Source organism: Rhizobium aouanii (assembly GCF_037002925.1).
GTDB classification, from domain to species: Bacteria; Pseudomonadota; Alphaproteobacteria; order Rhizobiales; family Rhizobiaceae; genus Rhizobium; species Rhizobium aouanii.
Window position 1 is genome coordinate 12712 of record NZ_JBAMYD010000004.1, and the last position, 22848, is coordinate 35559.

Below are 22848 nucleotides of genomic sequence, written 5' to 3' on the forward strand. Positions count from 1 at the left end.
GAAAATTGCATGACAGGAGTTTGCGTGAATCAGTTTCCCACCGCCGCCGGCAAGGTCGAGCACTCGCCTTACGAACGGCTTGCCGCCCTCGGCATTGCGCTTCCGCCGCCGCCGCCGCCGATCGCCAATTTCGTGACGCACGTGATCGAAGGCAATATGCTCTATCTCTCCGGCCAGGGCCCGCGTGAAGCCGACGGCTTCATGCATGCCGGCAAGGTCGGCGGTGGGGTCAGTGTCGAGGAGGCCTACCGTCACGCGCGGCTGACCGGCATCAACCTGCTTGCCGTCATGCAGGATGCGCTCGGCGATCTCTCCCGCGTCAAGCGGGTGGTCAAGCTGCTCGGCATGGTCAATGCCGTGCCTGATTTCGAGGATCATCCGAGCGTCATCAACGGCTGTTCGGATCTCCTTATCGCAGTCTTCGGAGCGGCCGGCGAACATGCCCGCTCGGCCGTCGGCTTCGGCTCGCTGCCCGGCAACATCACCGTCGAGATCGAGGCGATCGTCGCCTTGCACGGCTGACGGGAGTTCGACACAGTTGATCGACCGCGCCATGTTTCGTTTTTCGACCTAGAATCCTGGAGATCTCCATGTCCACTGATATCCGCCCGTCGCTTGGCCTGCGCCCCGTCATCAATGTATCGGGCACGATGACCAGCCTCGGCGCCTCGATCGTCGTTCCCGAAGCGATCAGCGCGATGGCATCGATCCTGCCGCACTTCGTCGAGATCAACGACCTGCAGCGCAAGGCAAGTGGCGTCATCGCCCGGCTGACGGGCGGCGAGGCGGGCTTCGTCACCGCCTCCTGCTCGGCCGGCATTTCGCTCGCCGTCGCCGGCGCGATCACCGGCGACAATCTGCTGGCGATCGAAAAGCTGCCGGATGTGGTGCCGGAGAAGAACGAAGTGCTGGTGCAGATGGGCCATGTCGTCAGTTACGGCGCCCCGGTCGACCAGGCGATCCGGCTTGCCGGCGGCAAGGTCGTGCTTGTCGGGCAGGCGACCTCGACGCATCGCTTCCACATGGAAAACGCCATCACCGACAAGACCGCCGCTGCCGTCTATGTCGTCTCCCACCATGTCGTGGATTATGGCCTGCTGAACCTTAAGGAATTCGTCGAGATCGCTCATGCCAAGGGCGTGCCCGTCATCGTCGATGCGGCCTCGGAATATGATCTCAGGATTTTCCTGGAGCAGGGGGCAGATATCGCCCTCTACTCCGGCCACAAATTCCTCGGCGGCCCGACCTCGGGCATCGTTGCCGGCAGGAAGGAGTTGGTGCGCCATGCCTTCCTGCAGAATATGGGCATCGGCCGCGGCATGAAGGTCGGCAAGGAGAGCATCTTCGGCGTCATGGCGGCACTCGAAGCATGGGAAAACCGCGATCATGCCGGCATCCGGGAACGCGAGACCGGCTATCTCAACTTGTGGAAGCGCACCCTTGACGGCCGCCCTGGCCTCACCGCGCTGATCGAGCCCGATCCGACCAATAATCCGCTCGATCGGCTGCGCCTGATCGTCGATCCCGAGAAGGCGCATATTACCGCCTGGGATCTGGCCGATGCGCTTGCCAAGGGCAGCCCGCCGATCATCGTGCGCGATCACGAGGTGGAGCATCGCTATTTCTATCTCGACCCATGCAACCTGCACCCGGGTGAGGAGACGATCGTCGCGGAGCGCCTGGCGCAGGAACTCGACAAGGCACGTGCTTCCAACGAGATCATCGCAACGCCGATCGAAAACCGCAGCAGGCACCGCTTCGATGGTGCACTGCGCTGGCCGGATTGATCCGCCGCTTACCCGTCGCAAGAGGAACCGCCATGGCCAGCGCCCAAACCCAACCGATCCAGACGACGACCGACGTTCTTTCCGTCGAAGGTCTGACGACATCCTTCCTGGTGGACGGCGTCTGGAAACAGGTCGTGCGCGACGTCTCCTTCACCGTCGCTCCTGCGGAAACGGTGGCGATCGTCGGCGAATCCGGGTCGGGCAAGAGCGTCACCTCGCTCTCGATCATGCGGCTGCTGCAGGCGGATACGAGCCGTGTCGAGGGCCGCGTCATGCTCGGCGGACGCGACCTCCTGGCCTTGCCGGAAAATGCGATGCGGCAGGTGCGCGGCAACGAGGTGGCGATGATCTTCCAGGAGCCGATGACCTCGCTCAATCCGCTCTTCACCATCGGCGACCAGATATCCGAAGCGCTGCTCTGCCATTCCGATATGAGCAGGGCCGATGCCAAAGCCGAGACGATAAGGCTGCTGGAAAAGGTCCGCATCCCCTCGGTCGCCTCGCGCTTCGGCGAATATCCGCATCGCTTCTCCGGCGGCATGCGCCAGCGGGTGATGATCGCCATGGCGCTCGCCAGCCGGCCGAAGCTGCTGATTGCCGACGAGCCGACGACGGCGCTCGACGTCACCATCCAGGGTCAGATCCTTGATCTTATCAAGATGCTGCAGGACGAGGAGGGGACCTCCGTTCTGTTCATCACCCATGACATGGGCGTCGTCGCCGAGATCGCCGACCGGACGGTGGTGATGTATCGCGGCGAACAGGTGGAAAGCGGCGCCACCGCCGATATTTTTCACCGCGGCAAACATCCCTATACCAGAGCGCTGCTTTCAGCCGTGCCGGTGCTCGGCTCGATGCAGGGCCGGCAAAGGCCGCTGCGCTTTCCCGTGGTCAATACCGCAACGGGTGAATCGGACATTCCGGCCGAAGTCGCCGATACGGTAGCAGCGACGCCGGTCCTGCAGGTGAAGAACCTCACCAAGCGTTTCGACATTCACTCCGGCCTGTTCGGCCGGCTGACCAGCCGGGTGCATGCCGTCGAAAACGTCTCCTTCGATCTTCACGCCGGCGAGACGCTGTCGCTGGTCGGCGAATCCGGTTGCGGCAAATCGACGACCGGCCGCGCCATCATGCGCCTCATCGAGCCCCAGGCCGGTTCCGTTCTCGTCGAGGGCAGAGAGGTGCTCGGCCTCGACAGGAGGGATCTGCGCGAGATGCGCAAATCCGTACAGATGATCTTCCAGGATCCTTTTGCCAGCCTCAACCCGCGCATGACGGTCGGTGCTGCGATCGCCGAACCCTATCTCGAACACAGGATGGGCAGTACGAAGCAGGCGAAAGACGTCGTCGCCGATCTTTTGGTGAAGGTCGGCCTGTTGCCGGAGATGGCCGCGCGTTACCCGCATGAGTTTTCCGGCGGCCAGCGCCAGCGCATCTGCATCGCCCGCGCGCTCGCCTTGCAGCCGAAGGTCATCGTCGCCGATGAAAGCGTCTCGGCGCTCGACGTCTCGATCAAGGCCCAGGTCATCAACCTGATGCTCGATCTGCAGCAGAGCCTCAACCTTGCCTTCCTGTTCATCTCGCACGATATGGCGGTGGTCGAGCGTGTCAGCCACCGCGTGGCGGTGATGTATCTCGGTGAGATCGTCGAGATCGGTCCGCGATCCGCGGTCTTCGAAAATCCGCAACATCCCTATACGAGGAAACTGATCGCGGCAGTGCCCGTACCCGATCCTGACCGCCGCCATGAAAAGCGGATGGTGGCGAATGACGAAATCAAGAGCCCGATGCGCCCGGTCGACTATCAGCCTGCAAGCACGTCTTATCGCGAAGTCGGGCCGGGCCACCTGGTGATGGCCGATCGGTAGACTTGGCATCGCGTTTCGGATTTGGCCGGCGCTATTCGATCGCCAGGATCATGTTGCGCACGACGGGGTAGATTTCCCCCTCCCAGCGGCGGCCGCTGAAGACGCCGTAATGTCCGACATTGGCCTGAAGATGATGGCGCTTCAGATGCGGGCGCAGTGCACGACAGAGATCGTGCGCGGCCGACGTCTGTCCGAGCGCGCAGATATCGTCGCGGCCGCCCTCGACGGTCAAAAGTGCCGTGTTGCGGATCTGGCCCGGGTCGACCTTGCGGCCATGGTGGGTCAAGTCGCCGGTCGCAAGTTCCGCCTTCTGAAAGACGCGATCGATGGTCTCGATGTAGAACTCTTCGGTGAGATCGAGCACAGCGAAATATTCGTCGTAGAACTTCTTGATCTTGCCGGCTTCGGCCGTCTCGCCCTTGGCCAGATGGTCGTAGAGCTTGCGATGGGCGTCCTGGTGGCGCTGCATGTTCATCGACATGAAGGCGACGAGTTGGAGGAAGCCGGGATAGACCCGCCGCCCGGCGCCCCGATAGCGCCAGGGAACGCCCGTGATCAGCGAGTTTTCGAACCAGGCGAGCGACTTCGATACGGCAAGTTCGTTGACCTTCGTCGGGCTCTCGCGCGGATCGATCGGCCCGGCCATCAGCGTCATGGTCCGCGGGGTGGCGGGATGCCGCTCTTCCGACATCACGGCAACGGCGGCCAGCGCCTGTACGCAGGGTTGGCAGACGGCAAGGATATGAGCGCCGGGGCCGATTTCCTCCAGGAAATGCATGATATAATCGACATAGTCGTCCATGCCGAAGCGTCCGGCCGACAGCGGCACGTCGCGGGCGTTCGCCCAGTCGGTGATGTAGACGTCGTGATCGCGCAGCAGGGTTTGCACCGTGCCGCGCAGGAGCGTCGCGAAATGGCCGGACAGCGGGGCGACGACCAGCACCCGCGGCCGCTTTGCATCGGTGTCCGTTGCAAAGCGCAGCAGCGTGCCGAAGGGCATGTCGAGTACGGTCTCGACGGTGACGGGGACCACGCGATTGCCGATCATGACCGAGTCTATGGCGAAATCCGGACGTTGGTGGGTGATTTCGAAGCGTGAGATTATCTCCAGCGCGGCGGCGAAGTGCCGTCCCATTTCGCTGCCGGATCCCCAGAGCGCTGTCGCGGAGAAGATCTGCAGGCGCCGCGCCAGATCGCGGAGCGGCGCGATGAGATCGTCCTGGAACTGATAGGCCTGGTAGAGCATGGCCGAAATCTCCCGCACTGCCGCATCGATGCGGCGGTGCAAAAAATGCTAGTGGAATATGTCCTGCCATGCGAGAAGATTATCGAGGAAGAAGCAACATTGTCCGACAAGGATACGAGCCCGATGTCGCAAGCTGCACTGACGATTTCCTCGAAGAACTACTCCTCTTGGTCTCTGCGCGGCTGGCTGCTGTGCCGGATGGCGGGGCTGGACTTCACCGAAGTCCTTGTGGAGATGGATGACGAAGCGCGTCAGGAACTGCTTCTGCTTTCACCATCGGTTCTGGTGCCGAGGCTGACCCATGACGATGTGACGGTCTGGGACACGCTGGCGATCGCCGAATATCTCCACGAAGTGACGCCCACTGCGGGGCTCTGGCCCACTGAGCGCGCGGCGCGCGCCCGCTGCCGGTCGGTCTCGGGCGAGATGCATTCGGGTTTCCATAATCTGCGTTCGGCCTTGCCGATGAACCTCAAGGCGCGGCATGCGAGCTTCAAGATATTTTCGGGCGCGCGGCCCGATGTCGAGCGCGTCAAGGCGATCTGGACCGAATGCCTCGAGGCAAGCGGCGGCCCCTGGCTGTTCGGCACCGCGCCGACCGTGGCCGATGCGATGTATGCGCCGGTCTGCACCCGCTTCCGCACCTATGCGGTGGAGCTCGAACCGCAGCTTGCAGCCTATGTGGAAACGGTGCTGTCCTGGCCGCTGTTGGGCGAGTGGACCGAAGGCGCGATGGTCGAGCCGGACGAGATTGTCGAGTTGGAAGTCGAGTTCTGAAGGGAATGCGGCGGTGCGGCTCCGCATCGACTTTCACGGGCCGAATTAAGAGTTGCCTGGAGGATGAGCGGCGCATAAAGCAGATGCAGTGCCAAAAGCCGCGAAGCCTGGACCGATGAACAGAGACTATTATTCGAAACTCGGCGGACTGCCGCCGCAAACCGAGCTGCTTTCCAGCAAAGCCGTTTTCACCACGGCCTATGCGGTCATCCCGCGCAGCGTCATGACCGATATCGTCACCAGCGTCCTTCCTCACTGGACGGGGACACGGGCATGGGTTCTCTCCCGGCCGCTTTCCGGTTTCTCCGAGACCTTCTCGCAATATGTGATGGAGGTTCAGCCCGGCGGCGGAAGCGACCGGCCGGAGCCCGACCAGCGGGCCGAAGCGGTTCTGTTCGTCGTCGAAGGCGAGATGACCGTGGAGCTCGACGGCGCCAGCCATGCGCTGCGCGCCGGTTCGTTCGCCTATCTTCCGGCGGGCTCGGTCTGGCGCCTGAAAAACGGCGGCTCGACGGCGGCAAAATTCCACTGGATTCGAAAGGCCTTTCAGGAGGTCGAGGGGCTGGAGCTGCCGCCGGCGATCTTCACGCATGAGGACCAACATCCCATCTCGGCAATGCCTGATACCGATGGACGCTGGGGGACGACCCGGTTCATCGATCCGGCCGATGTCCGCTACGACATGCACGTGAATATCGTGACTTTGGAGCCGGGTGCCGTGATCCCCTTCATGGAAACCCATGTCATGGAGCACGGTCTCTATGTGCTGGAAGGCAAGGCCGTCTATCGGCTGAACCAGGATTGGGTGGAGGTTGAAGCCGGCGACTTCATGTGGCTGCGCTCCTTCTGCCCGCAGGCATGTTACGCCGGCGGCCCCGGCCGGTTCCGCTACCTGCTCTACAAGGATGTCAACCGTCACATGACGCTCTGGTAGGAGCGATGGTGAGGGACGATGCAGCTCGAAACTGAACGCCTGATTTTGAGACCCTGGCAACAGCAGGATCGCAAGCCTTTCGCTGCGATCAATGCCGAACCCGACGTCGTCCGATATCTCAATCCTCTGACCGAGGAACAGTCGGATGCGATGCTCGACCGTATCGACCGGCACTTCGAGGATCATGGCTGGGGGTTTTGGGCGCTGGAGGAGAAGGCAAGCGGTCAGTTGATCGGCATGTGCGGTCTTGCCAAGGTCTCGCCGGCTTTGCCGTTTGCCCCTGCAGTCGAAATCGGTTGGCGGCTTTCAGCGTCGCGGCACGGTGCCGGATATGCGCGCGAGGCCGCAGAACGGTCGCTCGACTTTGCGTTCAACACGCTGAAGCTTGACCGCATCGTCAGCTTCACGGTGCCCGCAAACAGCAATTCCTGGGGTTTGATGAGACGACTGGGGATGAACCGGATCGGTGAGTTCGATCATCCCAATTTAGCCGAAGGGCATCCGTTGCGCCATCACGTGCTCTACGAACTGCGGTCATCAAACGGTATTTAAACCCAGCTACACATCGGCACCAATTACGAAAGACGCGTCTCCGGCATCTCGCGTTCGAGCTCCTCGATATAGGCGCGCATGTAGCGGGTACGATGCGCCGCTTCGCGGCTGCCGGCCTTCGTCAGAAACGTGTCTTCGAGCGTGAACAGCCGGTTGTAGAAGTGATCGACGATGAATTTCCTGTCGTCGATATCGCGAGCCTCGGGGATGGGTTCGCCCTCATGATAGAGGGCCGCACCGAAGCGGCCACCGACGATCATGCAGCGGGCGATACCGATGGCGCCAAGCGCGTCGATCCGGTCGGCATCGTGCAGGATCTTCGCCTCTATGGTTTCCGGCGGGATGCCCGCCGTGTAGCTGTGAGCTGCAATCGCGTGATAGACCCGCTCTATATCAGCATCGTCGAGAAGCTGATATTCGCGCAGGAATTCTGCGGCAAGCGAGGCTGAATGCACCGATGACGGCGCTCGCATGCCGCCGTCCTTTTCGCGACGGATGACGTCGTGCAGCCAGCTGGCGGCAATCAGCACATCCTGTCTGGCCGGTTCCTCCTCTTCCGCCGCAAACGCCTTTGCGCTTCCGACGACCCGCTTGACGTGAAGCAGGTCATGGGCGGGATCGATGCCGACACATGTCTTGACGAAGGCCTCGAGACGAATTTCCAATGTCGACATTCAGCCGCGATCCTGCTCGAACTCGGAGATATAGGCCGACGAGATCAGCCGCTCCCTGGTTTGGCTGAGTTCGGAGATCGTGCCGAGCGCATACTCGCCGCAGAGGATCGCGTCGATGCCGTGAGCGATTGCCGACTGCACCATATGCGCGTAGCGCCCGATTTCTCCACCGTCGATGAAATTGATCGCATTGCCGCGATTGGCGAAGAAATCCGCCATCCTGTCGTCTCGGCGCGGGAATTGCCAGAACTCGCCGTAGGTTTTCGTCGCCGTGCTGAAATCAATATCGAATTCGTCGTCGGCTGAGGTCGCCGAGAAGACGAAGGTCGGCCGGCTCTTCCGGTTCAGATCGGCAAGCCTGAGAGCGCGATTGCCGGTTGCCGAGAAAATGACGTCGGCGCCGGAGATCGCACGGTCACGCTCAGGGATGGCATAGTTGAGACACTTGGCAAAAACCCGCTTGCAGGGATCGGTGTCGAAGACCGAAACGTCGTAGCCATGGCGAAGCAGGGTGTCTGCGATGCTGAAGCCGATCTTGCCGAAGCCGAGGACGGTGATTTTCTTCGCATGGAAAGTTTCGCCGATATGGCGCAGCTGCCGCTCGGCCGAAAAGACGATCGCCCGGCCGACCCACCAGTCTTCAAGCTGCTTGGTCGTGCTGCGGGCGACCGAGACAACCGGCATGCCTGAGAGGTCCGACTTCTGATAACGTTGATGGCCATTCTCGGTATCTTCGACGATGCCGACGATATTCTGCAGGAAGCCTTGCTGTTTCCAGGCCGGCACGTTGCAGAAATAGCCGCCGATATCGACGAGGATGGTTTCCCGTCCGCCCGTCATGCCGTCGAGAAGCTCCTGTGTCTTGAACGGCGACTCGCAGATTTCCCGCGAAAGGATTTCCGTCCGGTGGTAGCGCGAGATCCGGCGCAATATGTCGGTCTGGGCGGACTTCGGTTTTACCAGAATGCCCGAGATATCGGCCACCTGCTCCAACGCTTGCAGGAAAGGCGGAAGGCTGCCGATCGCGTGGCAGACCATGACAAGATTGGCGCGGCGCGTCGAAAGGGACGCGCAAACCTGGTTGAAAAATCCCTGGACGTCGTGGCCAGGCTGAACGAGATGATGCCCCTGGCGGAATGACTGCACGATAGCCATGATCTTGCCCTTCGGGTACTGCACAAAATTACGTCATCCATTTAGTGATACGATGACCGTGTTTCAGGCATGTGACCTGTTTGCCGGCAGCGCCCGGCCAATGACATGTGCTTACCGTTTTGCCTGAGCAGCAAAACTCCTCGCGCAGTCGCAAAAAGATTTCAGCAGCGGGTTCTTGCTGGCCGGCGGCCAGAACAGCGCGAGGGCATGCGTTCCGATCGCAGCTTCCGTCTCTTTCAAGACAAGATCGTCCGGAATGGCCGCAGTTCCCGGAGAAATCAGGCAGGCGCCGAGCCCTGCGGCGGCCAGCGCCATCTGCGACTGGGTCGTGCTGACGTCGGTATCGATGATCCGCGGCTCTATGCCGAGACCCTTCAAGGCATTCAATTGATAGTCGTAATGCGTGCGGTGATAGTCGCGCGGCACAAGCACGAAGTCGAGTTCGGCAAGGTCCTCGGCACGAAGGACTTTCTTTGACGCCAGCCGATGCTGCCGCGAGAGGCAGACACGATAGGGTGCTTCCCAGATCGTTTGCGAGCGCATGTCCTCCATGAGCTTTGCCGGTGTTGGAAGTGTCAGGAAACCGGCATCCAGCTCCCCCTCGTTCAGAAACTGGCTCATTTCTTCCGCCGGCATTTCGGCGAGATAGGGAATGACGGCCGGCTGGCGCTGGCGGAATTGCCGCAGCAGCTCGGTGACGGCGGAATAGGAGAGATAGCTCGGGATGCCGAGCCTCAGCGTCTTCGTCCTTCGCTCGCCGTCGAGCATTTCCATCGCGTCGCCCAGCATGCCGAGAATGCGGCGGCAGCGGACGAGGAACAGTTCCCCGTCATCGCTCAGCCGCAGCAGTTTGGTGCCGCGCTGAAGGAGTGCGACGCCAAGCGCCTCCTCCAGCTGGGCGATCTGTTGGCTGAGCGTCGGCTGGCTGATGGCAAGGGCGACGGCAGCACGGCTGAAGCTGCCATGATGCTGCAGCTCGACGAAATAGATCAGCTGCCGCAAGCTGAGCCTGCGCATGCGGCGCAGGATGGCAGGCGAAAGCGTGGCGTCCGACATCCGGTTCAATCCCCTTGTTGTTTGTGACGCAGGGACCTGATCTATAGATGCTTTCTATAGTGCCGATGACAATCCGATTTAAATGTCATCCGTCCGATACATCCGCCCAATACCTGCTGTGCCGCTTGAGGGACACGGCAAGAGGCGACCGGACAAACGATGCAAGTCAGATTAGACATTCTGGGCTCGTCAGGAGGCTATCCGGTGCTCGGCTTGCCATGCTCGGGATATCGCCTGAGCGGCATGGGGCAGGCGATATTGCTGGACTGCGGACCGGGCATCGCGACGGCACTGTTTTCGGCAAGCGAAACCTGCCGGCTCGATGCCGTCATCATCAGTCATATGCATCCCGACCATATCCTCGACCTGATACCGCTCGGCTATGGATTGCTGAACGAATGGGTCTGCGCCGGCCGGACGAGCAGGCTGCCGCTGCGGGTTCCTCCCGGCGGCCGGCGCTTCCTCGAACAACTCTCCGGCCTCTTCGACCATCGTAATTGGCGTTTCGGCGAGGAGGATCGTGGTCCGGGCCATGCCGCTCTGCGCGAGATCATGAAAAAAGGCGAAGACTGGCTGCTGACGGTCTTCGACATCGAAGAATATGTTCCGGGCGATACCTGGAACGAGGGCGACATCCGCGTCACCACCGCGCCGGCCGACCATTCGATCGTGACGGCGGCCATGCGCCTCGAGGCGGGCGGCAGGACGCTTGCCTATACCGGCGATACGCGTTGGCGGCCGGAGCTTGCCGAGTTTTTCGCCGGCGCAGTGCTGCTGCTTGCGGATGCGCATCTCTCTAGTGCCAACGCACCCGGAGGCGCTCATATGACGCCGCGTGAGGCCGGCCGTCTTGCCCGGATCGCCGGGGTGGAGACCCTCGTCCTCTGTCATCTCGGCTCGCCGGCCGATGGCGAAAGCGCAAGGGCGGCGGCAGCTGCGGAATTCGGCGGCGATATCCGCATTGCCGCCGACGAGCGGATGTTTCTGTTATGAGTGCCGCGCCCGGATCGATCGGCAGCCTCACTTCGATCCTGACGCCGCTGCCGCCGTCGGCGCCGGCACGCTGGGCAAGGGCTGCACCCTATCTCTTCATGGCGCCCTTGCTGTTTCTGCTGGCCGCCTTCACGATCCTGCCCGGCCTCCTGATCATCGGTCTTGCCTTCTTCAATATCGATATCCTGGCCGGCACGCACCGCTTCGTCGGCCTTGCCAATTTCAGCCTGGCGATCGGCCGTGGCGAGATAGCAAACAGCATCTGCGTCACCTTTCTCTACGTTGCGATGACGGTGCCGACGTCGCTGGTCCTCGGCCTGCTGGTGGCGCTCGCCATCGACGCTCTGTCACACGGCACTGCCTTCTGGCGCGCGGTCTATTTCCTGCCCGTCGCAGCAACCCTCGTTGCCATGTCCGTGGTCTGGCGGTGGATGTTTCTGGCGCGCAAAGGTGTCGTTGATCTGACGATCGGCCATTGGCTCGGCCTCAGTGACTGGCTGAATTCGCCGACGCTCGCCTTGCCGGCCGTCGCCATCGTCGGCAATTGGCAGCAAATCGGCTTCGTGACGATCATTTATCTCGCCGGCATTGCCGCCGTCCCAAGACATGTGGCCGAGGCCGCAAGGGTCGATGGCGCCGGCGCATGGGGCCGCTTCTGGCACGTGACCTGGCCGGCGCTCGGCCCGACAACCGTCTTCGCCACCGTCGTCAGCAGCATCAATGCGCTTCGTGTGTTCGATACGATAGCCACCATGACCGGCGGCGGCCCGTCGAAACGAACGGAGACGCTTGCCTATCTCATGTGGCAGCGCGGCATCTATTTCTTCGACATTGGCGGCGGTGCGGTGGTGGCGCTCATCCTGCTCGCGCTCGCCCTTGTCGCCGCCTTCGTCCAGATGCGGGCAACGTCGACGCTCGAAGCAGCGGGGCGGCGATGATGACGGATCGTCCGACGGCTCTGACGCGCCAGATCAGCCTTCACACAGTGCTGGCCATCGGCGCCGTCTTCATGCTTTTGCCTTTCTGGCTCATGCTCCGAACGTCGCTGACGCCTGCGGACGAGATCTTCTCGGGGAATATGCTTGGTCTCGGTCCGGTTACGCTCGACAATTATCGTCGGGTCTTCGCCGAAGTGCCGATTGCCCGCTATTATTTCAACGGCATCGTCGTCGTCGTCTCCATCTTCATCGGCCAACTCATCATCTGCATCCCGGCAGCCTATGCGCTGGCGCGGCTGCATTTCCACGGGCAGACTGCGGGCCTGTGGCTTGTTCTTGGCGCCATGCTCATTCCTTATCAGGTCACTGCCATCCCGGTGTTCGTGCTTCTCTCGGAGTTCGGGCTGATCAATAGTCTCGGGGCGTTGATCCTGCCCTTTGTCGGCTCCGCCTTCAGCGTCTTCCTGCTGCGTCAGTTCTTTCTGTCGATCCCGGCTTCGGTCTTCGAGTCGGCGCGACTGGACGGGGCTTCGCCAACCCGCATCCTGTTTGCGATCGTGCTGCCGATGGCCCGGCCGGCGATCGCCACGTTCGGCGTCTTCAGCTTCGTTTCGCATTGGAACGACTACTTCTGGCCATCCTTCGTGCTGCGCAGCGATGCCACTGCCACCGTTCCCTTCGGCATCGTGCAGTTTCTCAACCAGGACCTCGGCTCGGAATACGGGCCGCAGATGGCGGCCGCGACGCTGACGGTCGTTCCGCTTTTGATCGGATTCTTGCTTGCCCAGAAGCAGTTCATGGCCGGAATGGCGATGTCTTCGGGCCAGGTCGACTGAGATTCAACAACCCTTCGGAGGTAGAGATGAAAAACAGTTCCACAACGTTCCGTCTTGCGGTGAAGGCAGCGATATTCTCCTGTGCCATCGCGCTGGCCGCGCCCGCAACGGTGCTGGCGCAATCCGAGGTTCGCATCGTCTCGGGCCAGGCCAGCCAGAACGGCAACGTGCTCAAGGACATCTTCAGCGGCTTTGCCGAGAAGAACAGCGATGTGAAGGTGAATTTCGAGCTCGACAACCGTTCCGACCTCGATACGACACAGAAAGTGCTTGCCGATATCGTCGCGGGCACTGCGCCCGATGCGGTCCGCGTCACTGGTGCCGTCTTGCGCGCCTATGTCGATTCAGGCCGGGCGCAGCCGCTGGACAGCTGCTTGTCATCGGCACCGGAGCTTGCTGCCCAGCTTGATAGCGGGCTTCTGGAAGGTTTCAAGGTCAACGGCAAGCTCTATGCCATGCCCTGGTATACGACGCTGCCGGCGCTCTTCATCAATGATGACGCCTTCAAGGCTGCCGGTCTCGATCCGTCGCGGCCGCCGCAGACATGGTCCGAGATCGAGGCGGCTGCCGCCAAGCTGACCGACAAGTCCGCCAACAGGTTCGGCGTTCTCATGTATATGCCGAACGACTATCTTTTCGAGGCACAGTTGCGCTCGGCCGGCGGGCGGATCGTCGGTGCCGACGGCAAACCTGCGGTGTCGAGCCCCGAAAGCATCGCTGTGATGCAGTTCATGCGCGGCCTCGTCGAAAAGGGCTACATGCCGGCGATTGCTCCCAGTTCCTTCTGGGGGCAGTTCGCAGCGCTCTTCCAGTCCGGCGACGTCGGCATGCTGCTGATTTCCTCCTCGTCCTTTCCGGCGCTGACGGGCAAGGTCAATTTCCACGTCAGTCTCGCACCGATGCCGATCAAGGATGGCGGCGCGCGCGTCGTGACGGCTTCGAGCAACGGCTTCGTGATGCTGGCGACCGATCCCGAAAAGCAGGCCGCGACCTGCAAGGCGCTGCTGTCGCTGATCACGCCGGAGAACGTGGCAAAGACCGTGATGGCGACGGCGTCGTCGCCGCATAACCGCACCGCTGCGGAAAAAGCCGATCTGCTGGGTGACTATTATGCCAAGAACCCGACGCTTGCCTCGATCAATACGCAGCCGAGCATCGGCTGGTATTCGCTGCCCGGCAAGAACAACAGCGAGTTCCAGACTGCTTTCGGTGACATCCAGTATGAAATCCTGACCGGCACCGTCACGGCGAGCGAAGGACTTCAGAAGCTTGCAACGACGATGGCCGGATTGCTTTCGAGCCAATAGGACAGATGATGCAGCATATTCGGTTTTCGGCCGGCGGCGGCTTTGCGCCGCCGCCCATCTTCGTCGACAATGTTTCGAAGACCCATGCGGGCGCTGCGCGGCCGGTTCTGGACGGCCTGACCGTTTCCTGCCCGGCCGGCAGGATCACCGTCATCGTCGGCCCGTCCGGTTGCGGCAAGACCACGCTGCTCAGATGCCTGTGCGGTCTGGAGCCGATCGGCAGCGGCGCCATTCGCTTCGGCGATGCCGACGTAGGCAATGTCGATGCCCAGAAACGCGGCGTTGCCATGGTCTTCCAGAATTACGCGCTCTATCCGAGCAAAACCGTCGCGGAAAATATCGCATTTCCGCTCCGGATGGCGGCCGTCCCCAAGGCGGAACGCCTGCGCCGCGTCGAGGCTGCCGCCCGGCTGGTGCGGATCGAAACTCTTTTGGAGCGTGTGCCGGCTCAGCTCTCCGGCGGGCAGCGCCAGCGTGTCGGCATTGCTCGGGCGATCGTGCGCGGCCCACGGGTGCTGCTGATGGACGAGCCGCTTTCCAATCTCGACACCAAGCTGCGTGTCGAGATGCGCACTGAGCTTGCCCTTCTGCAACGGCAGATCGGCGCGACCACCGTCTACGTCACCCATGATCAGACCGAAGCGCTGGCGCTTGCCGACCATCTCATCATCCTGCGCGAGGGGGCGGTGGAGCAACAGGGTGCCCCCGGCGATATCTTCCGCCGTCCGGCATCGATCTTCGTCGCCGATTTTCTCGGCTCGATGAATCTGATTGCGGCGGAAGGGGCGGGTGCAAACCTGCGTTTCGGCGACGGTGGCGAGATGCGGCTGCCTGCTGGTCATGAGATCGCCGCAGGCGAACGGCTGATCCTCGGCTTTCGCGCCGAAGATATGCGGGTCGGTCCACCCGATCCGCGATCGCTGTGTCTCAACGCCGATGTCGTCAGAAGTGAGCTGCTTGGGACCGACAGCCTCGTTCATCTCTCGGCGGCCAATCAGGTGCTGCGGGCCCGTCTCGCCGTGCCGGTGCCTGCCGGTCAGCGGCTGGCGCTCATGGTCGATGCGGAGCATCTCCACTTTTTCTCGGCGAGCGGACGGCGCAGGAGCGGGGCACGGGATCCATGAGGCACTACCGCCATGTCGTCTGGGATTGGAACGGCACGCTGCTCGACGACTTCGAGATCACCGCACGGATCACCATCGAGGCGCTCGCAGAACTCGGTGCTCCCGATGTCACGATCGAAGAGGTGCGTCATCACTATTGCCGGCCTCTTTCCCGGTATTTTTCAACGCTGCTCGGTCGCGAGGCGACAGCCGCCGATCTCAATCATCTCGGCTCGCGCTACGATCATCGCTACGGCGCCCTGATGCACGAACTGCCCCTGGCGGCAGACGCCGTCGTCGCACTCGAGATCGTCGCCGGCGCAGCCTCGCAGTCGCTGCTTTCGATGGCGCCACAGGAACAGTTGAACAGGCTCATCGACAGCCATGGTCTTCGCCCGAGGTTCACGCTGATCGAAGGTTTCGCCGGCGCTGGCCATCCGACGAAACACGAAAGCCTCGGCCAGCATTGCCGGGCGCTCCGGCTGGAGCAATATGATACCTGCCTGATCGGCGATACGATCGATGACTATGAGGCTGCCAGGTCGCTTGGGCTGGCCGCAATCCTCGTTGCCACCGGCATGCAGTCGCGCGATCGCCTCGAAGGCACCGGCGCGCCTGTCGTCGACAACCTGCGCGAGGCGGCAGCCTTGTTCCTTTCATCCCGCGATACCGCGAAAGCCTGACAGCAAGGAGAGAGACTATGGATCTCACAGCTTTGACCGACCATTTCGAAACGGCATTCGCAAGGCTCGCCGGCGATGACGATGCCAGCCACGACGTCCATCATATCAGGCGGGTTAAATCGGTTGCTCTCGAGATCGCCGACATGGAAGGGGAGGCAGACCGTTCTGTTCTCGTGGCGGCCGCCTACCTGCACGATATCGTCAATCTGCCGAAGAATTCGCCTGACAGGGCGAAGGCATCGGCCCTTTCGGCCGATGCCGCCGTGCCGGTTCTGCAGGAGTTGGGTTTCGAGGAGGAGAGAATCGAGGCCATACGCCATGCGATCATCGCTCACAGCTTCTCCGCCAATGTCGCGCCGATCACGCTCGAAGCGAAAATCCTTCAGGACGCAGACCGTATCGATGCGCTCGGCGCCATCGGCATGGCGCGCACCTTTCTTATTGCCGGCAAGATCGGAACCATGCTTTTCGACGGCGCCGATCCGTTTGCCGCCGAGCGTCCGCTCGACGACCGCCGCTTTGCGATCGACCATTTCGCCGTGAAACTGCTCAAGCTGCCGGAGACCATGCAGACGCAATCCGGCCGGGCGATTGCCGAAAGACGGACGGAGACGATCCGCAACTTCTTGAAGGCGCTTGGCGAAGAGTTGCAGCAGCCCTGCAATTGGTGACCTCGCGGCATTGAAAAGATGCGCCGCAAAGTTGCGCCTGGAAGAAAGTATGTATCAACTTATAATTGCAAAAGCGGCGTAATCTGTGTTATGGAACTCTGGCATTAGCTTGGCCAGCAGCGGTTCGTTTCGCGTCATTGCTTACCGCACCTCAAGTTCAATGTCGTTAGGCTGGTGTGGAGCGACCTGATGGTTCCCAGGTACGGTTCCACATTCAAGCCGCTAGACGCGTCTTTCGCCGACGCGGGCGAGCACGAAGTCATGCTCGACCTCCCAGAAATCACCCTCGAAGTCATAGGCCTTGGCACGGTCCGGATCATGCGTGCGCGTGAATTCAGCAAGCAGGCTTTCCTTCACACCAAAGACCGCGTCGGAGTTGATGTAGGGATCGTTTGGGTCGAAGATATGGGTGATCAGCGTCTCGAAGCCGGCTGCTTTAATAATGTAATGCAGATGCGCGGGACGGTTGGGATGGCGGCCCAGGCGGTCCAGCATCTGGCCGACCGGGCCGTCGTCGGGGATCGGATAGTATTTCGGCTTGACGGCGCGGAACCAGTAGTGGCCGTCGGGACCCGTGCGGAAGACGCCTCGCAGGTTGAAATCCGGCTGGATACCCTGCTGCTGCACGTCGTAAAAACCCTCGTCATTGGCCTGCCAGACGTCGATCACAGCATCCTTGATGGGCTGTCCCGCCGTATCGAGGATGCGACCGCCGATCACCATGTCCTCGCCCCTGGCATCGAGGCAGATATTGGCGCCCATTTCCAGTTCCGGCGCGCCCTCGACATGGAAGGGGCCGAGCACCGTGCTTTCGGATGCGCCCGACGGCTTGCGGTTGTTGATCGCATCGACCAGCATCGAGACGCCGAGAACGTCCGACAGCAGGATGAATTCCTGCCGCCATTCGTTGCACATCTGGCCGGTGCGCGTCAGAAACAGGATCGCCTGCATCCATTCGTCCTGGGTCGGCTCGATCTCCTTCACTGCCTCATGCAGCTTGCGGGTGACCACTTCCATGACCAGCTTCAGCCGCTCGTCCTTGGCGTTCTTGTTGCGGCCGGTGACGACCTCGACGGAGTTCTCTTCGGTGAAGAAACCCTTTTCATGCGCGTCCATCACGGCCTCACTTTCCAAGAATTGCTGTCAGCACGCGGCGCAGCTGACCCGCCGGATCGTCGGCCATCGCCTCGCACCGCCAGGCGACGTGGTGATCCGGGCGAACCAGCAGGATGCCGCTGTCGCGGATTTCGCGGATATTGGCCCAGTCGCCGGTAAAATCCTGCCACGGCTGGCGGGGGCCGATGACATGGGCGACGATTTCCATGCCGAATTCCTTGCCGAGACTGCGGGCCGCCTCGACCCAGCCCTGCCCGCCGATCCCGGTCAGTACGGTGAATTTGCCGTGGCCGGTGAGATCCAGTGTCGAAACCTTCTCGCCGGTGGCAGAGAAGACCCAGGCATGCGGCAGCCGCGCACCGGGCCAGCTCGTCTGCTGGCAATGCAGTTCCGGGTCCTTGGTGAATACAGGCTCGGCTTGTCCGTCAGTGATTGCCGCGCCGGAGCGGTAGCGCTGATTCATCTCGACTCCGTGGCAATCGAACTCGTAGACCTTGTAGGCGATCGCCTTGCGGATCGCGGCGCGTTGCTCCTCGGCTGCGACAGTGTTGTTGCAGCGGGCATCCATGTTCTGCTGCATCTTTACCGGGTCGATGGAATCGAGCAGCCCGAGCGCCTTGAAGATCGGGCCAAATTCTTCGATCGACTTATTGGCGCGGGTGACGATCTGCTTTGCAACAGGCGCGCGCTCGGCCTGATAGCTGTCGAGAAGTTTCTCACCGGCGGCGCCCTTCAGGACGAAGGCGAGCTTCCAGGCGACATTGAAAGCGTCCTGGATCGAGGTGTTGGAGCCAAGGCCGTTCGACGGCGGATGGCGGTGGGTGGCGTCGCCCATGCAGAAGACGCGGCCATTCGACATCGTGGTGGCGTACATGTTGTTGACGGTCCAGGTCGAGACCGACTTGATGGTCATTTCCAGCTCGGGATCACCGACGAGGTCGCGTACGACTTTTCTCGCATGCGCTTCATCCACCTCAGGCGCCGGCTGGTTGATGTCGTAACCCCAGACGATCAGCCATTCGTCCCAGGGCCTGACCATGCGCACCAGCCCCATGCCGATGCCGCCGACATCGGCGCCCGGCTGCAGCACCCAGTAAAGCACCGAGGGTCGATGGGCGACCAGTCGCGAAAGGTCTGCCTTGAACAGGATGTTCATCGAACCGGCAACTCCCATCTTGCCTTCGAAGGTGAGACCAGCATGTTCCGCCACCTTGGAATTGCCGCCATCGGCGCCGACAAGATATTTCGAGCGGACGGTAAATTCCTTGCCGGTCAGCCGGTCGAGACAGGTCGTCGTTACCCCGTCTTCATCCTGCGCATGGCTCAGATATTCCGTCGACATGCGCGACTGGCTGCCGCGCGAGCAGGCCGTCTTGAACAAAAGCGGCTCCATGAAGGTCTGCGGCAGGTCGTTCATATGGGTCGGCGACGACAATTGGTGCTCGGCGCGCGACAGCGGATGTTTGCCCCAGCTCTTCATCCGGCCGATCTCCTCGCCGGTGAGCGAAGTGCAGAAGACGTTCTCACCCATCAGGTCCTGCTCTGCCGCGAACACATAGGCCTCGTCCTCCACGTCGCGGCCGAGATCGCGCAGCACTTCCATGGTGCGCTGGTTGGTAATGTGGGCGCGCGGCGTGCTGGCGAGCCAGCGATAGCGGTTGATCACCAGGTTCTCGACCCCGTAGGACGAAAGCAGGGCCGCGGTGGCCGAACCCGCCGGACCGGTGCCGATGATGAGTACGTCGGTGGTAATGTCAGCCATGAGGCCCTCCCCTATGCGTGAGATTGAGCGGCCCGCCCTTCAGGACGCGGCGAACCGGGAAAAGCTGAATGCCGGTGCGGCCGGAGAACAATCCCCAGAGGCCGCGCGGCGCGAAAAGCATGATGGCGATGCCGAGAAGACCGAGCATCAGCAGGTACCAGGAGCCGTAGTCGGCCAAGAGGTTCTGCAGCAGAAAGAAGATGATGACACCGAGGATCGGTCCCTCGATCGTGCCGATGCCGCCGATCACGACGATGAAGATGACATAGGCCGTCCAGTCGGTGACCGAGAAGGCGGCATCCGGCGAAATGCGCGCTTTCTGCAGATAGATCAGCGCCCCGGCGATGCCTGTCATGAAGGCGGTGGCGAGATAGACCAGCGTCTTCATCCGCCGCGCATCGACGCCGACGGCGCGGGCCGCCTGCTCATTGTCACGCACGGCGGCAAGGCCGAGACCCTGCTTGCTGCGCAGCAGCCTATAGATGAAGCCGATAGTCGCGACGGCGAGGATCAGCGCCAGCCAATAGGTCAGCGCATCGCCGGCCTCAGAGGCCTTCATGCCGAAAAGGTCGCGCATCGTGCCGACACCCATCATCTCGCGGGTCGCATCGCGCGGCAGCGAGGTGCCGGTGCCGCCGCCGAGCGCCTTCCACTGAGCCAGCAGCAGCCGCACGACCTCGGCCACCACCCAGGTGCCGATGGCGAAATAGGGGCCGTAGAGCCGGAAGGTGAAGAAGGCTGTGGGAATGGCAAGGGCGATTGATAATACGCCGGCAATCAGGATGGCCGCGACCGGATCAACGCCGAACAGGATGACGCAGCCGAACATCATATAGGCGCCGAAACCGACGAAGACCTGCTGGCCGACCGAGATCAGCCCGGCATACCCGGCAAGCAGGTTCCAGTTCTGCGCCAGCACCAGCATGGTGAGGATGAAGAACAGGTCCTGGATGACACCGCGCGAGACGATGAAGGGCGCGGCGAGGGCAAGCAGCAAGAGAGCGATCACAGCTATCGTGGACAATGCAGATGCCCTGGTGCGTGTCTCGACTGTGAAGGATGGAATGGCCATGGTCATCGATACACCTCAATTCACCGCGCGCGGGAAAAGGCCGCGCGGCTTGAACAGGAGAACGGCGAGGAATGCCAGATGGCCGGCAAGGATCTGCCATTCCGGATTGATCGCGGCACCCACCGTCTGGGCAACGCCTAAGATGATGCCGCCGGCGAGCGTGCCCCAGAGCGAGCCGAGCCCGCCGATGATCACCGCTTCGAAGGCATAGATCAGCCGCGCCGGCCCTGACGTCGGATCGAAATTGGCTCGCGTGCCAAGATAGAGCGCTGCGATCGTCACCACGACCATGGCAAGCCCCGTCGCCATGGCGAAGACGCGCTGCGGCCGGATGCCCATCAGCTCCGCCGTCACCGGATCGTCCGAGGTCGCCCGGAAGGCGCGGCCGACGGACGTGCGATAGATCAGCTGGTTGAGACAGACGATGACGGCGACCGCCGAAAACAAGGTCATCAGCGGCATGATGCCGGCGGTGACCGGGCCGAGATTGACGGAGGCGCTCTCGAGGCTGCCGGCAAAGACGCGGCGGCTATCGGCGGAAAACCCTTCGAGCAGGCCGTTCTGGATGACGATCGACAGGCCGAAGGTGACGAGCAGCGGCGGCAGGATATCCTTGCCGAGCGTGCGGTTGAGCAGGAAATATTGCAGGACCCAACCGATGGCGAACATCGACGGCATCGCGATAGCGGCGGCGACGAACGGATTGAGCCCGAGCGTCGTCACCAGGATCAGAATCAGGAAGGCGGCCAGCACGATCAGGTCGCCATGGGCGAGATTGACCAGCCGCATGATGCCGAAGACGAGGCTCAGGCCCGCCGCAAACAGCGCGTAGAGCCCGCCGAGCAGCACGCCCTGGAGAATGGTATCAAGCCAGTTCATGATGGTCCGTCCCGAAATAGGCCTTGTGGATGTCGTCTCGGCTGAGATCGGCGGCGCGGCCCGACAGCGTCACCCGCCCTTCCATCATGCAGTAGACGCGGTCGGCCACCTTCAGCGCCTGGGCGATGTCCTGCTCGACGATGACGATCGAAGCGCCGGTCTCGCGGATACTGGGAAAGGCGGCGTAGATATCGCGGACCACGACGGGCGCAAGGCCAAGGCTGATCTCGTCGCAGAGCAGCACCGCCGGATTGGACATTAGCCCGCGGCCGATCGCCACCATCTGCTGCTGCCCGCCGGAAAGTGCTGTGGCCGGATTGTTGCGCCGTTCCTTCAGGATCGGGAACAGCGCGAAGATGCTTTCGAGCGTCCACGGGCCATCGACCTTGCGGCCATAATTGCCGATCAGCAGGTTTTCCTCGACGCTCAGCGACGGAAAGAGCTTTCGCCCCTCCGGCACCATGGCGATGCCGCGCGCCAGAATGTCAGGCGCCGGCAGCGCGCCGATCGGCTCGTTGCGGTAGAGGATCGACGCCGGCGCATTGGCGAGCACGCCTGAGATGGAGCGCATCAGCGTCGTCTTGCCGGCGCCGTTGGCGCCGATGATGGCGATGGTCTCGCCGGCGCCGACCATGATGTCGACGCCGAACAGTGCCTGGAAATCGCCGTAGGAGGCGGTCAAGCCTCTGGTTTCGAGCAGCGCCATCAGATCTCGATCCCCAGATAGATTTCACGCACATCGCGCGACGCCATGATGTCCTCCGGCTTGCCGATGCCGATGACCTTGCCGAAATGCAGCACCAGCAGCCGCTCGACGACGGAATTCAGCGCATGCAGCACATGCTCGATCCAGATGACGGCAACGCCGCGCGCATGAATGGCGCGGATGGTGGCGACCAGCGACCGGCACTCGCCCTCGGTCAGTCCGCCGGCGATTTCATCGAGCAGCAGCAGCTTCGGTTCCGTCGCCAGCGCCCGGGCGAGTTCCAGCCGCTTGCGCTGCAGCAGCGACAGGCTGCCGGCCAGCACATTCGCCTTGTCGATCAGCCCGGTATCGACCAGGATTTCGGCGCAGCGGTCCGACACCTCGGCCTCGCGCCGCCGCGATCCGAAAGCGCCGGCGACCAAGAGGTTTTCGAAGACCGTCAGCTTCTCGAACGGCTGCGGGATCTGGAAGGTGCGGCCCATGCCCGACAGGCAGCGCGCCATCGGCGGCGTGCGCGTCACGTCGCTGCCGAGAAAGCGGATGCTGCCGCTATCGGCGGGAATATTGCCGGTGATCAGATTGAACAGTGTCGACTTGCCGGCGCCGTTTGGCCCGATAATTCCGAGCGCCTCGCCTTCACCGACGGCAAAGGAAATCTGCTCGGCGACCGTCAATGCGCCGAATTTCTTCGAGACCCAATCGAGTTCGAGAATTGCCAAACCCATTCCTCCCA

The 22848-nt window shown here is 62.2% G+C and carries 23 protein-coding genes; 13 read left to right on the plus strand and 10 right to left on the minus strand.

Translation table 11 applies throughout. The features are described from left to right. The first annotated feature begins 9 nt into the window (after positions 1-9). From V8P77_RS08140 to V8P77_RS08150, 3 genes are all read left to right on the plus strand, one after another. A complete protein-coding gene (locus V8P77_RS08140) occupies positions 10-522 on the plus strand; it encodes a RidA family protein (RefSeq protein ID WP_335911566.1) in 513 nt (170 codons plus the stop codon). Positions 523-590: 68 nt separating this feature from the next. Then, positions 591-1787 (plus strand): aminotransferase class V-fold PLP-dependent enzyme, encoded by a 1197-nt coding sequence (locus V8P77_RS08145; protein WP_335911567.1) that lies wholly within the window; start codon positions 591-593, stop codon positions 1785-1787. A gap of 32 nt (positions 1788-1819) precedes the next feature. Then, positions 1820-3655 carry an ABC transporter ATP-binding protein gene (locus tag V8P77_RS08150; protein WP_335911568.1) on the plus strand — a complete coding sequence of 612 codons (1836 nt, stop codon included), beginning with the start codon at positions 1820-1822 and terminating at the stop codon, positions 3653-3655. A gap of 31 nt (positions 3656-3686) precedes the next feature. On the opposite strand, the gene V8P77_RS08155 is transcribed toward V8P77_RS08150, so the two are convergent. Beyond that, the gene (locus V8P77_RS08155; protein ID WP_335912179.1) at positions 3687-4901 is read right to left on the minus strand and encodes a polyhydroxyalkanoate depolymerase; all 1215 of its coding nucleotides are present in this window, start codon (positions 4899-4901) and stop codon (positions 3687-3689) included. A 123-nt stretch (positions 4902-5024) separates the two neighbouring features. Here V8P77_RS08155 and V8P77_RS08160 point away from each other — a divergent pair, with 123 nt between their 5' ends. The 3 genes from V8P77_RS08160 to V8P77_RS08170 all read left to right on the plus strand — a co-directional run bounded on the left by V8P77_RS08160 (position 5025) and on the right by V8P77_RS08170 (position 7164). Next, on the plus strand, positions 5025-5678 hold the full coding sequence (locus V8P77_RS08160) for a glutathione S-transferase (protein ID WP_335911570.1): 654 nt from the start codon (positions 5025-5027) through the stop codon (positions 5676-5678). 115 nt (positions 5679-5793) lie between these two features. Further along, positions 5794-6612, plus strand: coding sequence for a bifunctional allantoicase/(S)-ureidoglycine aminohydrolase (locus V8P77_RS08165; protein ID WP_335911572.1), 819 nt, complete (start codon positions 5794-5796; stop codon positions 6610-6612). An 18-nt stretch (positions 6613-6630) separates the two neighbouring features. Beyond that, entirely contained in the window at positions 6631-7164 is a 534-nt protein-coding gene (locus V8P77_RS08170) for a GNAT family N-acetyltransferase (protein ID WP_335911573.1), read from the plus strand. Positions 7165-7187: 23 nt separating this feature from the next. On the opposite strand, the gene V8P77_RS08175 is transcribed toward V8P77_RS08170, so the two are convergent. From V8P77_RS08175 to V8P77_RS08185, 3 genes are all read right to left on the minus strand, one after another. Further along, complete coding sequence (locus tag V8P77_RS08175) at positions 7188-7838, minus strand: HD domain-containing protein (RefSeq protein WP_335911574.1); 651 nt, start codon at positions 7836-7838, stop codon at positions 7188-7190. Next, positions 7839-8993 (minus strand): NAD(P)-binding domain-containing protein, encoded by a 1155-nt coding sequence (locus V8P77_RS08180; protein WP_335911576.1) that lies wholly within the window; start codon positions 8991-8993, stop codon positions 7839-7841. It lies immediately after the preceding gene. A gap of 111 nt (positions 8994-9104) precedes the next feature. Continuing rightward, positions 9105-10049, minus strand: coding sequence for a LysR family transcriptional regulator (locus V8P77_RS08185; RefSeq protein ID WP_335911578.1), 945 nt, complete (start codon positions 10047-10049; stop codon positions 9105-9107). A 159-nt stretch (positions 10050-10208) separates the two neighbouring features. Between V8P77_RS08185 and V8P77_RS08190 the strand changes: the two genes are divergently transcribed. Genes V8P77_RS08190 through V8P77_RS08220 form a run of 7 tightly spaced genes read left to right on the plus strand, consistent with a single transcriptional unit; the run spans position 10209 to position 16580 of the window. Next, on the plus strand, positions 10209-11042 hold the full coding sequence (locus V8P77_RS08190) for an MBL fold metallo-hydrolase (RefSeq protein ID WP_335911580.1): 834 nt from the start codon (positions 10209-10211) through the stop codon (positions 11040-11042). After that, a complete protein-coding gene (locus V8P77_RS08195) occupies positions 11039-11980 on the plus strand; it encodes a carbohydrate ABC transporter permease (protein WP_335911582.1) in 942 nt (313 codons plus the stop codon). Before V8P77_RS08190 ends, V8P77_RS08195 begins: the two co-directional genes overlap by 4 nt. Beyond that, positions 11980-12816, plus strand: a complete 837-nt coding sequence (locus V8P77_RS08200; RefSeq protein WP_335911583.1) for a carbohydrate ABC transporter permease — start codon at positions 11980-11982, stop codon at positions 12814-12816. Before V8P77_RS08195 ends, V8P77_RS08200 begins: the two co-directional genes overlap by 1 nt. Positions 12817-12842: 26 nt before the next feature. Further along, positions 12843-14123, plus strand: coding sequence for an extracellular solute-binding protein (locus V8P77_RS08205; RefSeq protein WP_335911584.1), 1281 nt, complete (start codon positions 12843-12845; stop codon positions 14121-14123). 8 nt (positions 14124-14131) lie between these two features. Then, complete coding sequence (locus V8P77_RS08210) at positions 14132-15247, plus strand: ABC transporter ATP-binding protein (protein WP_335911586.1); 1116 nt, start codon at positions 14132-14134, stop codon at positions 15245-15247. Further along, the gene (locus tag V8P77_RS08215; RefSeq protein WP_335911588.1) at positions 15244-15909 is read left to right on the plus strand and encodes an HAD family hydrolase; all 666 of its coding nucleotides are present in this window, start codon (positions 15244-15246) and stop codon (positions 15907-15909) included. Before V8P77_RS08210 ends, V8P77_RS08215 begins: the two co-directional genes overlap by 4 nt. Positions 15910-15926: 17 nt before the next feature. Next, positions 15927-16580: an HD domain-containing protein gene (locus V8P77_RS08220; protein WP_335911589.1), complete on the plus strand. Its 654-nt coding sequence runs from the start codon at positions 15927-15929 to the stop codon at positions 16578-16580. Positions 16581-16802: 222 nt separating this feature from the next. Here the strand turns inward: V8P77_RS08220 and V8P77_RS08225 are convergent, their stop codons facing one another. The 6 genes from V8P77_RS08225 to V8P77_RS08250 are packed head-to-tail and all read right to left on the minus strand — an operon-like array spanning position 16803 to position 22834. Next, positions 16803-17696, minus strand: a complete 894-nt coding sequence (locus V8P77_RS08225) for an intradiol ring-cleavage dioxygenase (RefSeq protein ID WP_335911591.1) — start codon at positions 17694-17696, stop codon at positions 16803-16805. A gap of 7 nt (positions 17697-17703) precedes the next feature. After that, positions 17704-19458 carry an FAD-dependent monooxygenase gene (locus V8P77_RS08230; RefSeq protein ID WP_335911593.1) on the minus strand — a complete coding sequence of 585 codons (1755 nt, stop codon included), beginning with the start codon at positions 19456-19458 and terminating at the stop codon, positions 17704-17706. After that, positions 19451-20536, minus strand: a complete 1086-nt coding sequence (locus V8P77_RS08235; protein ID WP_335911594.1) for a branched-chain amino acid ABC transporter permease — start codon at positions 20534-20536, stop codon at positions 19451-19453. Before V8P77_RS08235 ends, V8P77_RS08230 begins: the two co-directional genes overlap by 8 nt. A gap of 9 nt (positions 20537-20545) precedes the next feature. Beyond that, on the minus strand, positions 20546-21409 hold the full coding sequence (locus tag V8P77_RS08240) for a branched-chain amino acid ABC transporter permease (RefSeq protein ID WP_335911596.1): 864 nt from the start codon (positions 21407-21409) through the stop codon (positions 20546-20548). Continuing rightward, positions 21396-22115: an ABC transporter ATP-binding protein gene (locus V8P77_RS08245; RefSeq protein WP_335911598.1), complete on the minus strand. Its 720-nt coding sequence runs from the start codon at positions 22113-22115 to the stop codon at positions 21396-21398. Before V8P77_RS08245 ends, V8P77_RS08240 begins: the two co-directional genes overlap by 14 nt. Continuing rightward, positions 22115-22834, minus strand: coding sequence for an ABC transporter ATP-binding protein (locus V8P77_RS08250; RefSeq protein ID WP_335911599.1), 720 nt, complete (start codon positions 22832-22834; stop codon positions 22115-22117). The genes V8P77_RS08245 and V8P77_RS08250 overlap by 1 nt, the downstream gene beginning before the upstream one ends. Positions 22835-22848 lie beyond the last annotated feature (14 nt).